Source organism: Coprobacillus sp. (assembly GCF_984815275.1).
Genome location: NZ_CFJNYH010000037.1, coordinates 1 through 18,560 on the forward strand (window position 1 = coordinate 1; position 18,560 = coordinate 18,560).

An 18,560-nucleotide genomic window follows, 5' to 3' on the forward strand; every position below is an offset into this window, starting at 1 on the left:
ATAGTGACTGGTATGCAATGTATGGAGAAGGAACAGGCATTTGTGATTTATAAGATATGAAGAGAATGTTATGCGTTCTCTTTTTTTATACATAAAAAACTCCATAGATGGAGTTTTCAATATTATTCTACAGTTACAGATTTAGCTAAATTACGTGGTTTATCCACATCACAACCTTTTATACAAGCTGTATAATAAGCCATTAATTGTAAAGGTATAGCAACCAAAATAGACTGCAATGTTGGAGAAACATTTGGTAAATAATAAGTGTTTTCAACATTTTTAATCTCTTCACGATGTGTTGTCAAGAGGATAACTTTTGCTCCTCTGGCAATTGTTTCTTGAATATTACTTATTGTTTTTGCTGCAATATGTGGTTGTGTTGCGACTGCGATTACAACGGAACCTTCTTCAATTAAAGCAATTGGACCATGTTTTAATTCTCCAGCAATATAAGCATCAGCATGGACATAAGAGACTTCTTTGAGTTTTAATGCACCTTCTAAAACACTTGCATAATCTAAACTTCTTCCAATGAAATAAGCATCATGAAGATTTTCTAACATTTTTGCATAGTTTTCAAAGATAGCATGATCATTTAAAATGTTCTCAACATATTGAGGGATTGTATTTAATTGATCAATTAATTCATGATCAATATCTTTTCCAAGAACTTGAGCTATATAATAAGCGAGTAACATGAGTAAAACCAATTGAGTTGTATAAGCCTTCGTAGAAGCAACAGCAATTTCTGGACCAGCACATGTATATAAAACATAGTCAGCATCTCTAGAAATTGTACTTCCTAAGACATTAGCTATCGCAATTGTTGTTGCGCCTTTTTCTTTGGCTAAACGAAGTGCAGCTAAAGTATCGGCGGTCTCCCCAGATTGTGATACAAAAATAGCTAAAGTATGCTCATCAATAAGTGGATCATTATATCTAAATTCACTTGCTACCATAACAATGACAGGGAGTTTTGTGGTTCTTTCTAAAACTTGAGAACCACATAGCGTTGCATGATAAGCTGTTCCGCAAGCCACAAAGTAAACTTTATTATAGTTAATGAAATCAATCTCCTGTAGTTCATCAAGAACAATTTTATCTTTAACAATACGCCCTCTTAATGTTTCTTGAATCACATGTGGTTGTTCATAGATTTCTTTTAACATAAAAGTATCATAACCATCTTTTTGAGCAGCTTCTAAATCATAAGGAATTGTGACTAATTCTTTTGTTATGGGATTTCCATCATGATTATAAAATTCGATATGTTCATTTTCTAAAATAGCCATTTCATAATCATTTAAGAAATAAACATCTTTTGTATATTCCAATAAAGCTGGAATATCACTTGCAGCTACATAGGCTCCATCTGCTTTTCCAATAATTAATGGACTATCTTTTTTGGCTACAATGATTTTATCAGGTTCTAATGTTGAAACAATACATAAGGCATAACTACCATCAATCCTTTTTAAAACTTTCTTTGTGGCTTCAAAAAGATTTCCCTCAAAGTATTCATCTAATAAATGAACAACAACTTCACTATCAGTTTCTGATTGAAACTGATATCCTTTTTTGATTAGTTCTTCTTTTAATTCACGATAGTTTTCAATAATACCATTATGAACTAAAGAAATTGTTTCATCATCATTTGTATGAGGATGAGAATTTAAATTTGAAGGAATTCCATGAGTTGCCCATCTTGTATGACCAATTCCAACATGTCCTTCCAAGTGATAATCTTGAAGCTTATCTTCAAGATTTTTTAATCGTCCCTTACATTTAATCGTTTTTAAACCTTCATTTTCAAGAATTGTTATGCCAGCACTATCATATCCTCGATACTCAAGTTTAGACAATCCTTGCATTAAAAAGGGTAAAGCAAAACCATTACCGCAATACGCTGTAATTCCACACATAAAAACATACCTCCATTAGATTTTTTTATTATTGAATGAAGTTATGCTTGATGATATTTGTTTAATGATTACTCATTATTTTTGCTCATCGTTTAGGTAGCATCATACCTCCAGATCATCCGCCGAATCTTTCGATAAATCTGGTCCTCGTCAACTCCTAAGAGTCCTGGCGCTATTTTCTTTCATCCTTCTTCAATAACGTAATTCATTATACATGAATCTTTTTTTTATAGTTTTCAAATTGTGAAAACAATATGACACTATATGACTATTTTATGTGATATTAGGAATAATTGTGATATTTTCTATCGAAAATAAGTCAGATTTCCTACGTTTTACATAGATTTTAAAAATTTTTTAAAAAAGTTTGTTTAAAAAGAAGAAAAATGAGAAAAAATTTTGAATATATAAGTAGGAGGGTTATTATGAGTATAGAAACAAATTTAATGGAAATGAATAAATCACTCAAGAAACTAAAAGAATCTGGTGTCTATGATGTAGAAAAGTATAGCTATGCTTTATTGCATCAAACCAATCAATTAGAATATTTCTATTGTCATCTTGTAAAAGATGGAGATTGTGATCAAACTTATTATCATGTTCATAAAAGACCACATATCCATGAACTGGCATATTTCAATATTGGACGAGGGTTTCCTAAAGAATTAATGGATGGACATTGGTGCTATGTTTTAAAGGATATGGGATATAAGATGTTAGTTCTTCCCTGTACATCTATTAAAGAGGATTCAACACCAGCTAATCCTTCATTTGAGAAGGATATTACAATAAAAACAGACAAACATATAACGTATTGCCGTATTCAATTAAGTGATATTCGTTCCATAGATATTCAAAGGTTAGATTTAAGAAAACCATTTTATCATGTTTTAACTGATCAACAAGAAATTTTAGAGTTTGTAGAAAAAAATCTATTTGATAAGTAATTCTCTTTCATGTATGATTAGGTCATATATGTGGGGGAATTATAGATGGAAGAGTTTTTATGTGGATGTAAAAAGGGGATACCAATAGCATTGGGCTATTTTCCAGTTTCTTTTTCATTTGGTGTACTGGTTGTTTCAAGTGGCTTGCCACTAGGTTTAGCAACATTGATTTCGATGACCAATTTAACATCATCTGGACAATTTGCAGGTGTTTCTTTAATGCTGACAAATGCATCTTATATTGAGATGGCGTTAACATTGTTAATGATTAATGCTAGATATTTCTTAATGTCATTATCTTTGAGTCAAAAAATCGATCAGAAAATGAGTACTTTGCAAAGAATGATTATTTCGTTTGGTATTACTGATGAAACTTTTAGTTTAGCTTCTTTACAGCATGGAAATTTAACTTTTCGTTTTATGTCTGGATTTATTTTATTGCCTATTATTGGATGGACATGTGGAGCATTTGCTGGTGAGGTATTAATGAATTTTTTACCAGTTGCATTACAAAATGCAATGGGAATTGCTTTGTATGGAATGTTTTTAGCTATTATTGTTCCACCAGCAACGAAGTCACGCAAAATATTAGAAGTTGTTTTTATAAGTGCTGTTATGTCTGTTATTTTCTTTTATGGTCAGATGTTTGATCATTTATCGAGTGGTTTTAAATTGATTATTGCAACATTAAGTGGTGCAATTTATGGTGCATGGCGTTATCCTCTTGAGGAGGATAGTGTATGAGTGAATACATATTTATAAGTGTTGCAATTATGGCTATCTTTACATATTTGCCAAGAATGTTACCATTAACACTCTTTAGGAAAGAAATAACATCACCATTTTTAAAATCATTGTTATATTATGTGCCTTATGCAGTTTTATCCGCTTTAACGTTTCCAAGTATTATTTATGCAACAGCAAATATATATAGTGCAATTGGAGGGTGTTTTGTTGCGATGTATTTTGCTTATAAGGAAAAAGGGTTGGTATTTGTTGCTATAGCAGCAATGTTAACAAGTTATGTAATGAGTTTTATTTGTTAAGGGAACAAGAGAAATCTTGTTCCTTTTCTTATCAGAGAAAGGAGACAAAAATAATGCTAATCAAGAATCGTTCCCCAACTATTTTAATATGAGTTGTGACTTTTGTTTGAGACATGAATAGAATATGATAAAATGATATTGATCTAAAGGGTGGGATATTATGAAAAATGTATTGAAAAGACATCGCTCAAAAATCATGATTATTTTATTGAGTAGTATTTTATTAGGATGTTCTCAAGAAAAGATGATATTAAAGAAAGAAAAGTTTGTTGTAGAATATGGACAATCTATTTCTACAAAAGTAAGTGATTATTTAGATAATAAAGATAACTTTTTAAAAGATGTCAAAATGACTGTTGATGGCCAAAATGAAGAAGGAAAAACTTATTTGTCTATAGGTCAATATAAGGTATCTTTTACACGTAATCAAAAAACTGTTGAAACTACAGTAGAAATTGTAGATACAACAGCACCAGAGTTTAAGGATTTAAAAGAAAGTTATAAAGTAAACCTTAATGGTAAGTTAGATATAACTCAATTAAAAGTCACTGATTTGTCTAAAGTCACTCTTTCTATTGATGATAGTAAAGTGAATTATAGCAAAAGTGGAATTTACACAGCTAATGTAATTGCTAAGGATGAAAGTGGAAATGAAACGAGGAAAGATATTAAGATTGTAGTTGAAGAAAAGAAAAAAGATCCTGGATCTTCTTCTCAGTCTTCTCAATCAAATAATTCAAGTAAAGGTTCATCTAGTAAGAATAAGAGTAAATCAAATTCAAGTAGTTCATCGAGTTCGAAAATAGATGAATCACAACCTGACAAAAAAAATTCTATTATCGTAACACCTGATTCAGATAGTTATCAAGAATTTAATAACGGTAATAATTATGGATGGGGTGGGAGCTTTGAGTGGCCTGATGAATGGGAATAGAATTGATAAAATATTGAAGAGTATATTGATACTCTTTTTTTAATGAAAAGGAGAAATGAATATTGAACAAGTTAAGCAAATTATTTAAAATGATACTATCAATCATAATAATAGTATCATTTTCGTTAGTCTCAATTGGAAATGTATCTGCAAATAATATTTCTAATAGCAATGATTATCCAAAACAAGATAAAATCGAATATAATGGAAAAATAACATATGGTAGTAATATTGTAGGAGATTTTACTATTAATGGAAAACAAGCATTTTGTATGGAACACCCAAAAAGCACACCACCAACAGGTACAAAGATTACAGTTTCCATTTATGATAATGCTGATATTAGGAAGGTATTGTATTATGGATGGGGTGGTCCAGAACAATGGAGTGGTTTTGAAAATAGAGCACATGGTATAGTAGTCACATCACTTGCTTTGAGTTATTACTACTATGGAGATAATTCTTCATTCAAAACTATTAAGAATTTTATGGAATTTATAGAAAAAAATAAGGTTCCATCGTTTGAATTAGAATTTTCTAAATCTAATGTCCTTGCATTCAGAGATGGAAATATTCAAAAAACGGAATCTATTACTTTGAAAAGTGGTAGCGATATTTTTGGTATAACTATAAATTTACCAGATGAAGTAACTTATGTTAATGAAGGAAATGGAAACAGACAAACAGGTGGAAGTTTAACAATTAAAGGTAAAACAAAATTTCATTTTGAAGCTCCTTTGAATGTGGAATTAGATAAATGGAATACTGGAGAACAAACAAAAAGTTATAACTTTAGTCCGATATTAGCAAAAGCAGGAGGTAGTTATCAATCTACAGGATATGGTGAATATGTTGAAGATCCATCTAAAACAACTTCTCTTACTGTGGACTGGCTACAATTAGCAAGTTTAGAGTTAACCAAGACTGATGTTTATGGAAATCTAATTAATGGAGCAGTTTTTAGGTTATGGAATAATGGAGATTATGATAAGGAGGTAACTGTAACGAATGGTAAAATCAAGGTGGATAACTTAACAACAGGCATATATTATTTACAAGAGAAAACAGCACCACAAGGATTTTTAGTAGATGATACGATTTATACAATAACATTGAATGCTGGGGATAGTGCAAGTCAAACGGTAAGTAATAAAGAACCCACAGGGAAAATAACTGTAGTAAAGGAAAGTGAGAATAAAGATAGAATTATTGGTGCTAAATTTAATGTTGTGGCGGATGGGGAGATAATATCAGCTGCTGGTAAAGTTTTATATAATAATGGAGATGTTGTTGATACTTTAACGACTGATAAACAAGGAACAGCAGTAACAAAGAATCTTCCTTTAGGAAATTATATTGTTTATGAGACGCAAGCTCCAACTGGATATTTATTAAATACAGAGCGTTATCAAGTTTCATTGAGGTATGACAATCAAACAACTCCTGTCATTACAAGTTCAACGACCATTGAAGATAAAGAACCCTTAGGAAGTATTCATTTAGAAAAAGAAATAGAGAGTACTATTACAGATCACCAACTTGGTGATGCTTTTTTATCTCAAGTAGAATTTGGATTATATGCTCGAGAAAAGATTACAAATGTCTCTGGAACAAAAGTTTTTTATAGTCAAGATGAACTTGTTTCAAAGAAAATAACAGATGAGAATGGGCATATAGAATGGACAGATTTACCAATGGGAAATTATTATATTAAAGAATTACAGACAAATCCTTCAATGATATTAAATCCTGATATTATATATGTTTCTCTTCATTACCAGAACCAAACAACGTCACATGTTACTGTGAAAACAAAAACGAGTAATACAATAGCAAGTCAACGGATACAAATTTTTAAAGAAGGAATCAAAGATGGTGAAGCAGGTACCGTGCCAGGACTTGCAGGCGCTGAGTTCACTTTTGTTTTAAATAGTGAATATGAGAAAGTTGGATTTGATAAGGCTCATAAGTATTTTGTTGGAACAACAGATACAAATGGATATCTAACAACTTCTTTATTACCATATGGAACTTATCGTGTTAAAGAAACCAAAACTCCTGAGGGATATTATGGAGCAAGTGATTTTCTAATAACAATTGAAAAAGATGCCTCGCTATATGAGATAGGATATCAAATTAAAAAAGTAACTGTAAATAACGTTCCTTTTGAATCATTGTTAAAAGTTGTGAAGAAAGATAAGGAAACAGGTAAAACAGTTCTTTTGAAAGGAGCAACTTTCAAAGTTAAAAATGTGGATACAAATGAATATGTATCTTATATTGATTGGTCGTTGTTTCCACAAATTATTGTTAATCAATGGACAACACATGATGATGGGACGATAACATTGAATACGAAATTGAAAATAGGACATTATCAATTAGAGGAAATTGAGGCACCTGATGGGTACGTTCTTACAAAAGAACCTATTCCTTTTGAAATCACTATGGATCATTATGAGATATCCAGTGACCAAGTTACACCTATTACAGTTGTTCAATTGGTTGACCAATCTGTAAAGGGCAAGGTAACTATTGAGAAAAAAGGTGAAGTTTTAACAGATTATAAAGATGGGAAATTTATTTATGAGGAAAGAGGATTAGCTCACGCAAAGTTTGGGATTTATGCTAAAAGTGATATCCTTGATCCAAGTCACGATGGGATAGTTCTGTATAAGCAAGGTGAACTTATTGAAACATTAGAAACAACAGAAGGAGGAAAAATAACATCTCATGAACTTCCTTTGGGAGATTATGAATGTAAAGAATTAGAAGCACCATATGGGTATGTCTTGAACTCAGAAGTCAAGACTTTTTCTTTGTCATATAAAGGACAGAGTGTTGATATTGTGTACGAAGATATAGGCATTACTAATGAGCGACAAAAGATTGTTGTGGAGGTTAGCAAGAAGGATGAAGAAACAAAGAAGTATTTAAGTGGGGCTGAGATATCATTATTTGCCAATAGAGATATTTATAATTATGATGGAGATGTTATTGTTGAAGCAGGAACACTCTTAGAGACTATTGTTTCTCGTCAAGATGGAAAGGTTTCTTTTCAATCAGATTTACCATTAGATTTAACTCCTGAATATGCAATTATGCCACTGTCAGAGCTCAATGATGAATTAGTAGGTGATACTAATTCTTTATATGTTGTTAAAGAAACGAAACAGCCAGATGGATACCTTTTAAAAAATGTTCATTATTATGTTGATGGTAAGTATACTACTGAGAAACAAGATACGCTTATATTTACATATGATTTTTTAAATCAAGTGACAAAAACACAAATAAATAAGGTTGATAGTGAAACGCTTGAAAATATCATTGGAGCAAAACTTCAGGTAATAGATAAAGAATCTCATAAAGTTATAGATGAGTGGGTGAGTGAAAAGGAAGGACATTTGGTACAAGGACTTATTGTAGGAAGAACTTATATTCTTCACGAAGTAGAAGCACCATTCGGCTATATTCTTGCTGCTGATACAGAATTTATTATTCCAGAAAGTCGAGAAATACAATCAATTACTTTTATGAATGTAAAGGCTCCAGTTATTACGTTAGGAGATGAACCAAAGGTCAATATACCTCAAAAAGATATTCCAACAGAAGATCAAACAATAATTTTCTCTTATCTTATAATGGGGATAGGAGCATGTGCTATTCTATTCATATTATTTAAAAAAGAAGATTAAGAAAAATGATTATTCTTATAAAGTGAAGATTTATGGGAGGAAATGAGATGGTTTTTCTACATACATTATTGTTAATTGATGCATGCATCTTGTGACAGCAATATAAAGAAGACTTCTATCATATTCAGTCTTATAGTTATCATGATTAACATTTAAAATAATAACTTCATCAAATTCTAATCCTTTTGACATTTGAATTGATGTAATAGAAATTCCAATTTCAAATCTTGTACTTTCTGGAGAGATTAAATTGATATTATAATCTGGTAAGAGTTGTGAGTATAGAGATTTTGCTTCACTATTTGTTCTCACAATGATTCCAAGAGATGCACGATAACTGGCTTGAAATAATTTTAGTTTCTTTTTTAACTTCAGCATTTCATCTTGCTTATTCTTACAGAATATAAGTTGTGGAGTTTCACCATGTCGTTCGACTGGTTCTAACTGATCAATATTTTGAATTTTATTTGCAAAAGTAATAATTTCATAGGTAGAGCGATAACTCTTTGTGAGTTCTACATAGATTGCATCATTATATAATGTTTGTATGTCTTCAATAGTATTGAGATGATTAGGATTTATCAATTGCTTAAAGTCACCTAAAATAGTTTTTTGACATGGGAATAATTGATTGATAACAGCAAATTGGATAGGGGTATAATCTTGCATTTCATCAATTACCAAATGTTTGATAAGTTGACTCTCTTGTAATCCTTCAAATGCTGCATGAAGATAGAGAAAGGGATATACATCTGACCATTCTAAAGTTTTTTTTGCAGGTAATACAAACATCTCAGATAAATCTAACCATTTGTAAAATTCTTTATAGAGAGCAATAGTGCTTTTCATTTTTAACATTTTGTTTAAGCCACTCAGAATTGTTCGAGGCCGCGGAACTTTATATCCCATCGTATTGCGTGATGTGAAACGATGATAAATATCATCAGCAATTAATTGTAATCGTTTTTTTATTGGGTAAGATTGATAAGCGAAAAAGCGTTCTTTTATAAAATCAGCTGGAGCTATTAATTCATCATATATATAATCCTTTGGAACAAAGAGAGTCTTAGAAATTTCAGATAAATATACATTCATTTGTTTGACAAAATATAATGTTGATTTAAAACGTGTTCTTTTTGCCCAATGTATATCTTTGGTTTCTAATGGATCTTTATCAGATTCAAATTGGATAATATCTTCTAGTTGTATTTGGGCAATATTTTCAAAGCTTAATTCATATATTGGTTCCTCCCCTAATTCTGGAAGAACAGTAGAAATATAATCACCAAAGACTTTATTAGGTGATATTATTGTTATATTTCTTGCTGATAGTTTATTTTTAAAGCGATATAGCAAAAAAGCGATACGATGGAGTGCGATTGATGTTTTTCCTGATCCAGCGACACCTTGTATAATAATTGTGTTGTTTTTTTCATTTCGAATAATTTGGTTTTGTTTTTTTTGAATTGTAGAAATAATTGATTTCATTTTCTCACTTGAAGTATCAGATAGAACACGTTGTAAAACATCATCTTGGATGTTTATAGAACTTTCTAATGCGTATTCTAAAATACCATTCTTTATCTTAAACTGTCGCTTAAGTGTTAAGGCGCCTTCAATTTGGCCTATAGGAGCATCATACTTTGCAGGTCCAGTTTCATAATCATAGAACATACTAGCAATTGGGGAACGCCAATCATAGATCAAAAGTTCATTTTCATGAAGAAAAGAAAAGCGACCTATGTAGATTTTTTCGATTAATTGTTCATCCTTTTCTTGAAAGTCAATTCGAGCAAAGTAGGGAGATTCTTTTATTTTCATGAGTTTATCCCATACTTCAACAGCAAATGCTCCTGTTCTATCAATTTGTTTAAGGGCTAATTCATTTTGAAACATTTCGTGTGGATCAAGTTCCCCACGATAATCTGTCATATACTTTTTTGAATTTATATATTCATAATTGACTCTTTCAACTCTTGAATTTGTTTCGGCTATGGATAAATCTAATTTTTTATTAATAGTTTCTAAGTGAATAATTTCATCTGGAAATGGTATCGTTTGTTTATGTTGATTATTTTGTGTATTCATGATATTTTTCTCCTTTAATAGAATAAGATAGTGTTAAGAATATTTTATAGGTATAAACTATTCCATTCATTTTATCTATTATATCAATTTAAAATATCTTTGTTTTGCTAAATCTTGCTATTATACAAGTCAAACAACTCATTGATTTTTAAGGACATATTGATGTATGAATAACAAAAAGAGACATAACATCTAAAGATTAATACCTTTGTTTGTTATGTCTCTATAATTATTTTTATAACTTATATTTTTTAAGTCTCTTATTTATTATAAGTTTAATAAACGTTTTGTATCTCTTGCAATAACCAATTCTTCATTTGTAGGGATAACATAAACTTTGATTTTTGATTCAGGTGTAGAAATTAAACGTTCACCTTCACCATTTTCGTTTGCATCATCATCAACAACAATACCTAAAGCTTCACTTACTAATGAAAGAATTTCTTTTCTTGCATAAGCTGAGTTTTCACCAATACCTGCTGTAAATGCAATCGCATCACAACCACCTAAAGCAATAAAGTATCTACCAATATAAGCAATAACTCTTCTAAAGAAGATATCAATAGCAAGTTTTGCTCTTTCATTACCTTCATTCGCAGCATTTAAGACATCTCTAAAGTCACTAGAAACACCTGAAACACCTAAAAGTCCAGATTCTTTGTTTAACATATGAATAACATCTTTCATATCCATACCAACTTGTTCAATTAAATAATCAATAATAGAAGGGTCAAGATCTCCACTACGAGTTCCCATCATGATACCAGCTAATGGTGTGAATCCCATTGAAGTATTAATTGATTTTCCATCTTTAACAGCTGTTAAAGAACCACCAGCACCTAAGTGTGCAACAATGATTTTAGAATGCTCTGGTTGACCTAATTTGTCAATAACTCTTTGAGAAACATAGAAATGAGATGTTCCATGAGCACCATATTTTCTAACTTTGTTTTCAGTATAAAATTTATATGGAATTGGATAGATATAGCATTTTGGTTGTAATGTTTGATGGAATGCTGTATCAAAAACTGCAACTGCACCAGCACTTGGAATGGCTTCCTTGAATGCATAATATCCTGTTAAGTGAGCAGGGTTATGTAAAGGTGCTAAAGATTTTAATTCATCAATTTTGTTGATAACATCTTCATCAATAATAGCAGATTCCTGGAAATAAGAACCACCTTGAACAACTCTGTGACCAACACCTTTGATTTCATCTAATGAAGAAACGATTTGTTTCTCAATTAATGTATCTAATAATAAATGAACAGCTTCTTTATGAGTTGGAATTGCTAAAGTACGAACATCTTTTTCACCATTATACTTAATTGTGAAAATTGAATCTTCCATACCAATTCTTTCAATAACTCCTGAAGTGATAACTGTTTCATTATCCATTTCGAATAATTGGAATTTTAATGATGAACTACCAGCGTTCACCGCAATAACTTTTGACATTTGTATCTTCCTCCCTTAATTCCTCTTTATTATAGCATTAAATATAAAAAAAACTAGGAAAAAATACGTGAAAAATATAACAAAACAAGATATAAGAAAGAAAAGAAAAAGAATGTTTTGTAAATGAGTAGGAACTGACTTGTTAGAATATGGATAGGTGAAGAAAAAGTCTTGAATTATTTATATAATGCGCTATAATATTGTCGAGCCAGGGGTGCATTTTGCTGAGAGAGGTTGTTAACCTTATCCCTTACCATCTGAACTGGGTAATGCCAGCGTAGAGAGTGCAAATAGGATTTTTTTGCTTTCTTACGCTCGTGAGAAAGCTTTTTTATTTGTTGGCTCCCGATGTATGAATAAGGGAGGAAGAAAAATGAATACACAGAACACAAAAATCAAATACATGGTTTATATGGCAATGTTTGTTGCCATTCAATTGGTGTTAGAACCAATGACAAAAATAACGGAAATGCCTCATGGAGGAAATATTGCGTTTTCATTAATTGCTTTATTTTTAGCATCATATTTACTTGGACCAATTCGTGGTCTCATTACAGCTTTGGTTTGTTTGGGTGCTCAATTTGTTCTCGGATTAGCAACTTATTATGGAATAGCATCTCTATTCTTTGATTATGTTTTACCGATGGCCTTAGTTGGTCTTTGTGGGATTTTCCCATTGTGGCATTTTAAAGGAATGGATATACCTTGGGGAATGGTCATTATTATGATTATAAAAACAATTTCTCATTTATTGGCTGGTTGGTTTGCTTTTCAAACACCACTTCAAGGAAATTTAACGTATAATATTCCTTATAATTTAGGAACACTTGTTGTTTGTTTTGTATTATTTATAGTTATATATCCAAGATTAAATAAAGTTTTAAAATTGAACTAAAATAAAAACTGAGTATTTTGTAAAAATGGACAGAGTGCTCAGTTTTCTTTTTAACTTTCTTTCTTGATGATAATAAGCCTTTCAAATTCGCTCTATTTTGTGTATAATATTAATGTTGTAGAAAGAGGTAGGTTTATGAATAAACGCTTAGAAAGAAAAGATGTATTGATTCATTGTTATAAACATGATGGAAGTATACATCGTTGCTGGAATAAAGGGTTTGTTCTTGAAGAAACGGATCAACATTTTATTGTTATTAATAATAGAACATTGGTAACAGAGTCTGATGGAAGAAAATGGTATACAAGGGAACCAGCAATCTGTTATTTTCCCAAGAATCGATGGTATAATGTTATATGCATGATTCGTAAGAATGGGGTTCATTTTTATTGTAATATTGCCTCACCAACTCTATATGATGGTGAAGCATTGAAGTACATAGATTATGATTTAGATTTAAAGGTTTTTCCAGATTATAAATATAAAATCTTAGATGAAGAAGAATATCGTCAGCATAAGGCAATAATGAATTATGGTGAGCAATTAGATCGTATCTTAAATGAACAGTTAGATGTATTGATTCAGATGGCTATGAATATGTCAGGACCATTTAGACCAGGGTTTGCTGAACATTGGTATCATATTTATCAAGAACAAGTCCACAATAGATAGGAGGAAGACTATGTTAACATTTGTAAATCAACAAGACATGATTGATTTTGGTGAAAAATTAGCGTCATATTTATTCCCAGGAGCAATATTGACTTTAGAAGGTGATTTGGGAGCTGGGAAGACAACCTTTACAAAAGGGATTGGAAAAGGATTAGGAATTCAAAAGATTATTAATTCTCCAACATTTACAATTGTTAAGATATATCAAGGGAATCTTCCGTTATATCATTTCGATGCTTATCGTTTAGAAGGTCAAAATGAAGAATTAGGTTTTGAAGAAATGTTTGAAGATGAAGGGGTATGTGTTGTTGAATGGCCTATTTATATTCAAGACATATTACCACAAGAAAGACTAGACATTACAATTACCAAAAATGATGATGAATCACGAACTTTTGCTTTTCAAGCAAATGGAGCTCAATATCAAAATATAGTAGAGGAGTTGAAGTTATGACAAGCTTGATTATGGATACATCTAATCAGTATTTAATGGTGGCGTTGTATCGAGATGGACAATGTTTAGAAATGGTTCAAGAACTTGGGTCAAAGAGACAGTCAGAAAATGCTATACCTTATTTGTCATCTTTGCTTAAGAAACATCAACTTCAATTATTAGATATTGATGAAATGATTATTACAAAAGGACCAGGATCTTATACTGGTGTCAGAGTTGCAATGACAATAGCCAAAACATTGAGTGTGGTTTCATCAATTCATATAAAAGTTATATCTTCTTTGGCAGCTTATGCGGGATTGAAGACATGTGTATCAGTCATTGATGCACGAAGTCAGAAAGTTTTTGTTTGTGCTTATCAGAATGGTCAGGCGTTAGGTGAAGAACAGTTGCTTGCGATTAAAGATTTTGATGAATTTATGAAAACTTATGAAGGATATCAGGTTGTAGGACAATGTGAAGTTGTTAAACTTCCTTTGGCTGAGGTTAATTTAGGACAGAATCTTTATGAGTTATCACAAAAAATTGAACCTATTGAAAATGTAGATGCGTTAGTTCCTTGCTATTTAAAAGATGTTGAGGCAAAACAAATATGCTTATAAGAGCAATGGATATAAATGATTTAGAGAGAATTGTTGAGTTAGAACATATTCTTTTTACATCAACTTGGGATGTTTCGGATTTCATGTACGAAATTTTAGAAAATCAATTTTCATATAATTTTGTTTTAGAAGTAGATGAGCAGATTGTTGGGTATGTAGGTGTTTGGATTATGTATGAACAATCGCAGATTACAACAGTAGGAATTGATCCTGATTATCAGGGGCAAGGTTATGGGAGACTATTAATGGAAGAGATGCTTGCCTTAGCAGTTTCTCAAGGTTGTGAAGTTATGAGTTTAGAAGTGCGTGTTTCCAATCATAAAGCTATTTCTTTATATAAAGGTCTGGGCTTTGAAAATCAGGCAATACGTAAAAATTATTATCAAGATAATCATGAAGATGCTTATTTAATGGTCAAAAGATTGGAGGGACAAGAATGAGTTTAATACTTGCAATTGAATCAAGTTGTGATGAAATGTCAGTAGCTATTTTAAAAGACAAGCGAGAATTGTTATGTAATGTTGTCGCATCACAAATTGATACACATCGTTTATATGGTGGAGTTGTACCAGAAATCGCAAGTCGTATGCATGTCGAATGTGTTTCAACTGTTTTAAAAACAGCTTTAAACGAAGCTGATGTTAATATGAATGATATAGATGCAATTGCTGTTACAAAAGGACCTGGATTAGTTGGGTCTTTACATGTTGGAATGCAGGCTGCAAAAACATTGGCTTTGGCTTATCATAAACCGTTTATTGGTGTTCATCATATTGCTGGACATATTTATGCCAATGAATTGGTCGAAGATATTGAATACCCTTGTCTATGTCTGGTTGTAAGTGGAGGACATAGTGAACTTGTTTATATGAAAAGTGAATTTTCTTTTGAAGTCATTGGCCAAACTTTAGATGATGCAATTGGTGAAGCATATGATAAAGCGGGCAGAGTTTTACACTTGCCATATCCTGGGGGACCAGTTATTGATAAAATGGCTGCTAGTGGTCAACACACATATGATTTACCATTACCATTAAATGATGATTCATATAATTTCTCATTTAGTGGATTAAAGTCAGCAGTAATTAACTTATGTCATAATGCTGCTCAACGTGGTGAAGATATTGTTCCTGCTGATTTGGCGTGTTCGTTTCAGGAAGTTGCTTTAGATGTATTGGTATCTAAAACAATAAAGGCTGCTAAAGATTATCAAGTGAAAGAGATTATAGTGGCAGGTGGTGTGAGTGCAAATAGAGGATTAAGGAAGAAATTAACTGCTGATAGTCCAATAAAAGTTTTATTTCCACCAATGGCCTATTGTACTGATAATGCTGCTATGATAGCTTCAGCAGCCAGAGTGATGTATGAACATCAGCAATTCTCGTCTCTTGACTTAAGTGTCAAACCGTCATATGATTTAGAAGAAGAAAGTATTGGTGAATAATATGGTAAATAAACATCAAAAAATATCAAAGGCAACGATGTCACGTTTCCCTAGATATCTTAAGGCGTTGCGCAATATGCAACATGAAGGAAAAGAACATTTTTTATCTAGTGAATTGAGTGAAGCAACTGGAATTTTAGACACAACAATTCGTAGAGATTTTGGTTTTTTAACTGATAAAGAATCTTTAGGAAAAAGAGGTATTGGTTATGATACAAAAGAAATCATTAATATTTTAAATAATGTTCTAGGATTAGGATTAGATGAATCTATTATATTGATTGGTGTAGGGAATTTGGGAAGTGCAATTTTAAAATATAATAGATGGCAATATACAGTTGGAAAGATTGTTTGCTGTTATGATCAAGATCAAAATAAAGTAGGAGAACGCTTTGGAGTCAAATTAAATCATATTGATGATTTGGAGAAAACATTTCCAGAAGGATGTAAGATTGCTATTTTGGCAATTAGTGATCAGGTTCAAGAAACAGTTGATCGTTTAATGGCATTAGGTGTTAAGGGGATTGTAGATTTCACACATAGCCATTTTACCGTTCATGATGATGTTGTGGTGCAAACTGTCGATGTTGTTGTAGCAATTCAAGAACTTGTCTTAAAAATGCATGCAAATGATGAATAATTATGAAAAAGTATTGAAATATTCATCAAAAGGTGTTAATAATACTAATAAGCAATGATTTGAGAACATATTTTTATCAGTATCTTAAGCGAACTTTGGATGGTGTAAGCAAAGTAGATATCAAAAATATGGAACACTCAATGAGCAGGATAGGAGAAATAAGAGTAGACTATCCCGTTAGGCTGCGTTAAAGCTTCAGAGTGCATAATTGAGAGATTATGAATGAGGATGGTACCGCGATATAAGTCGTTCCTTAACAGGAATGGCTTTTTATATTATACAAAGGAGGAAGAAAGATGTTTGAATTTATGACAGTAAGAGAACTCTATGAAATGGTGATGTCAGGTGCAGAGTTCGAAACAGAAAGCTTGGAGTATGTAGAATTAGATGGTTGGGTACGTACAAATAGGGATAATGGAAAAGTTGGTTTTTTGGCTTTGAATGATGGAACTTATTTTAGAAATTGTCAAATTGTTTATCTGAAGGAAACTTTAGAAGATTATGATACAATTAAACACATTAGTACAGGAAGTGCTATACGTGTATTAGGTAAATTCAAGTTAACGCCAGAGAGTAAGCAGCCTTTTGAAATAGAGGCTACACAAATTGTTGTAGAGGGTGCTTGTGATGATGATTTTCCATTACAAAAGAAAAGACATTCTTTTGAGTATATGAGAGAAATTCCACATTTAAGACCAAGAGCAAACACATTCTATGCAATATTTAGATTACGCAGTGTATTATCAATGGCCATTCATGAATTTTTTCAATCACAGGGATTTGTTTATGTGCATACACCATTAATTACTGGAAATGATGGTGAAGGTGCTGGAGAAATGTTTAGAGCAACAACGATTGATAATACTGATTTTGATAAAGATTTCTTTGGTAAAGAAGCTTTCTTGACAGTCACTGGTCAATTACATGTTGAAGCTTTCTGTATGGCATTTAGAGATGTTTATACTTTTGGACCAGCATTTAGAGCTGAAAATTCAAATACATCACGTCATGCAAGTGAATTTTGGATGATTGAACCTGAAATTGCTTTTGCTGATTTAGAAGATGATATGGATTTAATTGAGGATATGGTCAAATTCTGTATTGATTATGTTTTAGAGAATGCTCCTGAAGAAATGAAGTTCTTTGCACAAATGATTGATAAAGAGTGTATTGAACGTATAACACATGTTCGTAATAGTGATTTCAAACGAATGACATATACAGAAGCTGTTGAAATATTAGAAAAAGCTGATGTTAAATTTGAAAATGAAGTCAAATGGGGTATGGATTTAAATAGTGAACATGAACGCTATATTTGTGAACAAGTTATTGGAGGTCCTGTTTTCTTAACAGACTATCCTAAAGAAATCAAAGCTTTCTATATGCGCTTAAATGATGATAATAAGACTGTTGCTGCTTGTGACTTGCTTGTTCCAGGAATTGGTGAGTTGGTTGGTGGAAGTCAACGTGAAGAGAGATATGATGTTTTGGAAAGAATCATGGAAGAAAAAGGAATGGCGAAGGATGGTTTACAATGGTATATGGATTTACGTAGATATGGTGGCTGTAAACATGCTGGCTTTGGATTAGGATTTGATCGTTTCTTAATGTATTTGACTGGTATGCAAAACATTCGAGATGTAGAACCATTCCCAAGAACACCTAGAAATTTAAAATTTTAAATGATCTATAAGACTAAAGAATAGAGTTGTTCTTTAGTCTTTTTAGAGAATAAATCTGAAATACTTCAGTTCAAT

General features: G+C 31.5%; 16 protein-coding genes, 1 riboswitch and 1 other annotated feature. Of the genes, 13 read left to right on the plus strand and 3 right to left on the minus strand.

Features of this window, described 5'->3' with window-relative positions; translation table 11 throughout:
- Positions 1-122: 122 nt before the first annotated feature.
- A complete protein-coding gene (gene glmS, locus AC5M21_RS12460) occupies positions 123-1,925 on the minus strand; it encodes a glutamine--fructose-6-phosphate transaminase (isomerizing) (protein ID WP_117598689.1) in 1,803 nt (600 codons plus the stop codon).
- Between the two features lie 425 nt (positions 1,926-2,350).
- Here glmS and AC5M21_RS12465 point away from each other — a divergent pair, with 425 nt between their 5' ends.
- From AC5M21_RS12465 to AC5M21_RS12485, 5 genes are all read left to right on the plus strand, one after another.
- Positions 2,351-2,872 (plus strand): hypothetical protein, encoded by a 522-nt coding sequence (locus AC5M21_RS12465; protein ID WP_008787929.1) that lies wholly within the window; start codon positions 2,351-2,353, stop codon positions 2,870-2,872.
- Positions 2,873-2,917: 45 nt separating this feature from the next.
- Entirely contained in the window at positions 2,918-3,616 is a 699-nt protein-coding gene (locus AC5M21_RS12470; protein ID WP_008787930.1) for an AzlC family ABC transporter permease, read from the plus strand.
- A complete protein-coding gene (locus tag AC5M21_RS12475) occupies positions 3,613-3,918 on the plus strand; it encodes an AzlD domain-containing protein (RefSeq protein ID WP_008787931.1) in 306 nt (101 codons plus the stop codon). The genes AC5M21_RS12470 and AC5M21_RS12475 overlap by 4 nt, the downstream gene beginning before the upstream one ends.
- A 160-nt stretch (positions 3,919-4,078) precedes the next feature.
- Positions 4,079-4,852 carry a hypothetical protein gene (locus tag AC5M21_RS12480; protein ID WP_017143845.1) on the plus strand — a complete coding sequence of 258 codons (774 nt, stop codon included), beginning with the start codon at positions 4,079-4,081 and terminating at the stop codon, positions 4,850-4,852.
- A gap of 62 nt (positions 4,853-4,914) precedes the next feature.
- Positions 4,915-8,550 carry a SpaA isopeptide-forming pilin-related protein gene (locus tag AC5M21_RS12485; protein WP_008787933.1) on the plus strand — a complete coding sequence of 1,212 codons (3,636 nt, stop codon included), beginning with the start codon at positions 4,915-4,917 and terminating at the stop codon, positions 8,548-8,550.
- A gap of 30 nt (positions 8,551-8,580) precedes the next feature.
- Here the strand turns inward: AC5M21_RS12485 and AC5M21_RS12490 are convergent, their stop codons facing one another.
- Together AC5M21_RS12490 and AC5M21_RS12495 are read right to left on the minus strand one after the other, a co-directional pair.
- A complete protein-coding gene (locus tag AC5M21_RS12490; RefSeq protein ID WP_017143844.1) occupies positions 8,581-10,638 on the minus strand; it encodes a HelD family protein in 2,058 nt (685 codons plus the stop codon).
- Between the two features lie 267 nt (positions 10,639-10,905).
- A complete protein-coding gene (locus tag AC5M21_RS12495) occupies positions 10,906-12,096 on the minus strand; it encodes an acetate/propionate family kinase (protein WP_008787936.1) in 1,191 nt (396 codons plus the stop codon).
- 200 nt (positions 12,097-12,296) lie between these two features.
- Positions 12,297-12,398, plus strand: a riboswitch (TPP riboswitch).
- 71 nt (positions 12,399-12,469) lie between these two features.
- On the opposite strand from AC5M21_RS12495, the gene AC5M21_RS12500 reads away from it, so the two are divergent.
- The 8 genes from AC5M21_RS12500 (at position 12,470) to asnS (ending at position 18,485) form a co-directional block, all read left to right on the plus strand.
- The gene (locus tag AC5M21_RS12500; protein WP_008787937.1) at positions 12,470-12,991 is read left to right on the plus strand and encodes an energy-coupled thiamine transporter ThiT; all 522 of its coding nucleotides are present in this window, start codon (positions 12,470-12,472) and stop codon (positions 12,989-12,991) included.
- Between the two features lie 135 nt (positions 12,992-13,126).
- Positions 13,127-13,663, plus strand: coding sequence for a DUF402 domain-containing protein (locus tag AC5M21_RS12505; protein WP_008787938.1), 537 nt, complete (start codon positions 13,127-13,129; stop codon positions 13,661-13,663).
- Between the two features lie 10 nt (positions 13,664-13,673).
- Positions 13,674-14,117 carry a tRNA (adenosine(37)-N6)-threonylcarbamoyltransferase complex ATPase subunit type 1 TsaE gene (gene tsaE / locus AC5M21_RS12510; protein WP_008787939.1) on the plus strand — a complete coding sequence of 148 codons (444 nt, stop codon included), beginning with the start codon at positions 13,674-13,676 and terminating at the stop codon, positions 14,115-14,117.
- A complete protein-coding gene (gene tsaB, locus AC5M21_RS12515) occupies positions 14,114-14,719 on the plus strand; it encodes a tRNA (adenosine(37)-N6)-threonylcarbamoyltransferase complex dimerization subunit type 1 TsaB (RefSeq protein ID WP_008787940.1) in 606 nt (201 codons plus the stop codon). The genes tsaE and tsaB overlap by 4 nt, the downstream gene beginning before the upstream one ends.
- A complete protein-coding gene (gene rimI, locus AC5M21_RS12520; protein ID WP_008787941.1) occupies positions 14,710-15,159 on the plus strand; it encodes a ribosomal protein S18-alanine N-acetyltransferase in 450 nt (149 codons plus the stop codon). The genes tsaB and rimI overlap by 10 nt, the downstream gene beginning before the upstream one ends.
- Complete coding sequence (gene tsaD, locus AC5M21_RS12525; protein WP_008787942.1) at positions 15,156-16,163, plus strand: tRNA (adenosine(37)-N6)-threonylcarbamoyltransferase complex transferase subunit TsaD; 1,008 nt, start codon at positions 15,156-15,158, stop codon at positions 16,161-16,163. The genes rimI and tsaD overlap by 4 nt, the downstream gene beginning before the upstream one ends.
- Position 16,164: 1 nt before the next feature.
- Entirely contained in the window at positions 16,165-16,803 is a 639-nt protein-coding gene (locus AC5M21_RS12530) for a redox-sensing transcriptional repressor Rex (protein WP_008787943.1), read from the plus strand.
- A 45-nt stretch (positions 16,804-16,848) separates the two neighbouring features.
- Positions 16,849-17,060: a binding site (T-box leader), on the plus strand.
- Between the two features lie 39 nt (positions 17,061-17,099).
- On the plus strand, positions 17,100-18,485 hold the full coding sequence (asnS, locus tag AC5M21_RS12535; RefSeq protein ID WP_008787944.1) for an asparagine--tRNA ligase: 1,386 nt from the start codon (positions 17,100-17,102) through the stop codon (positions 18,483-18,485).
- The last annotated feature ends 75 nt before the right edge of the window (positions 18,486-18,560 follow it).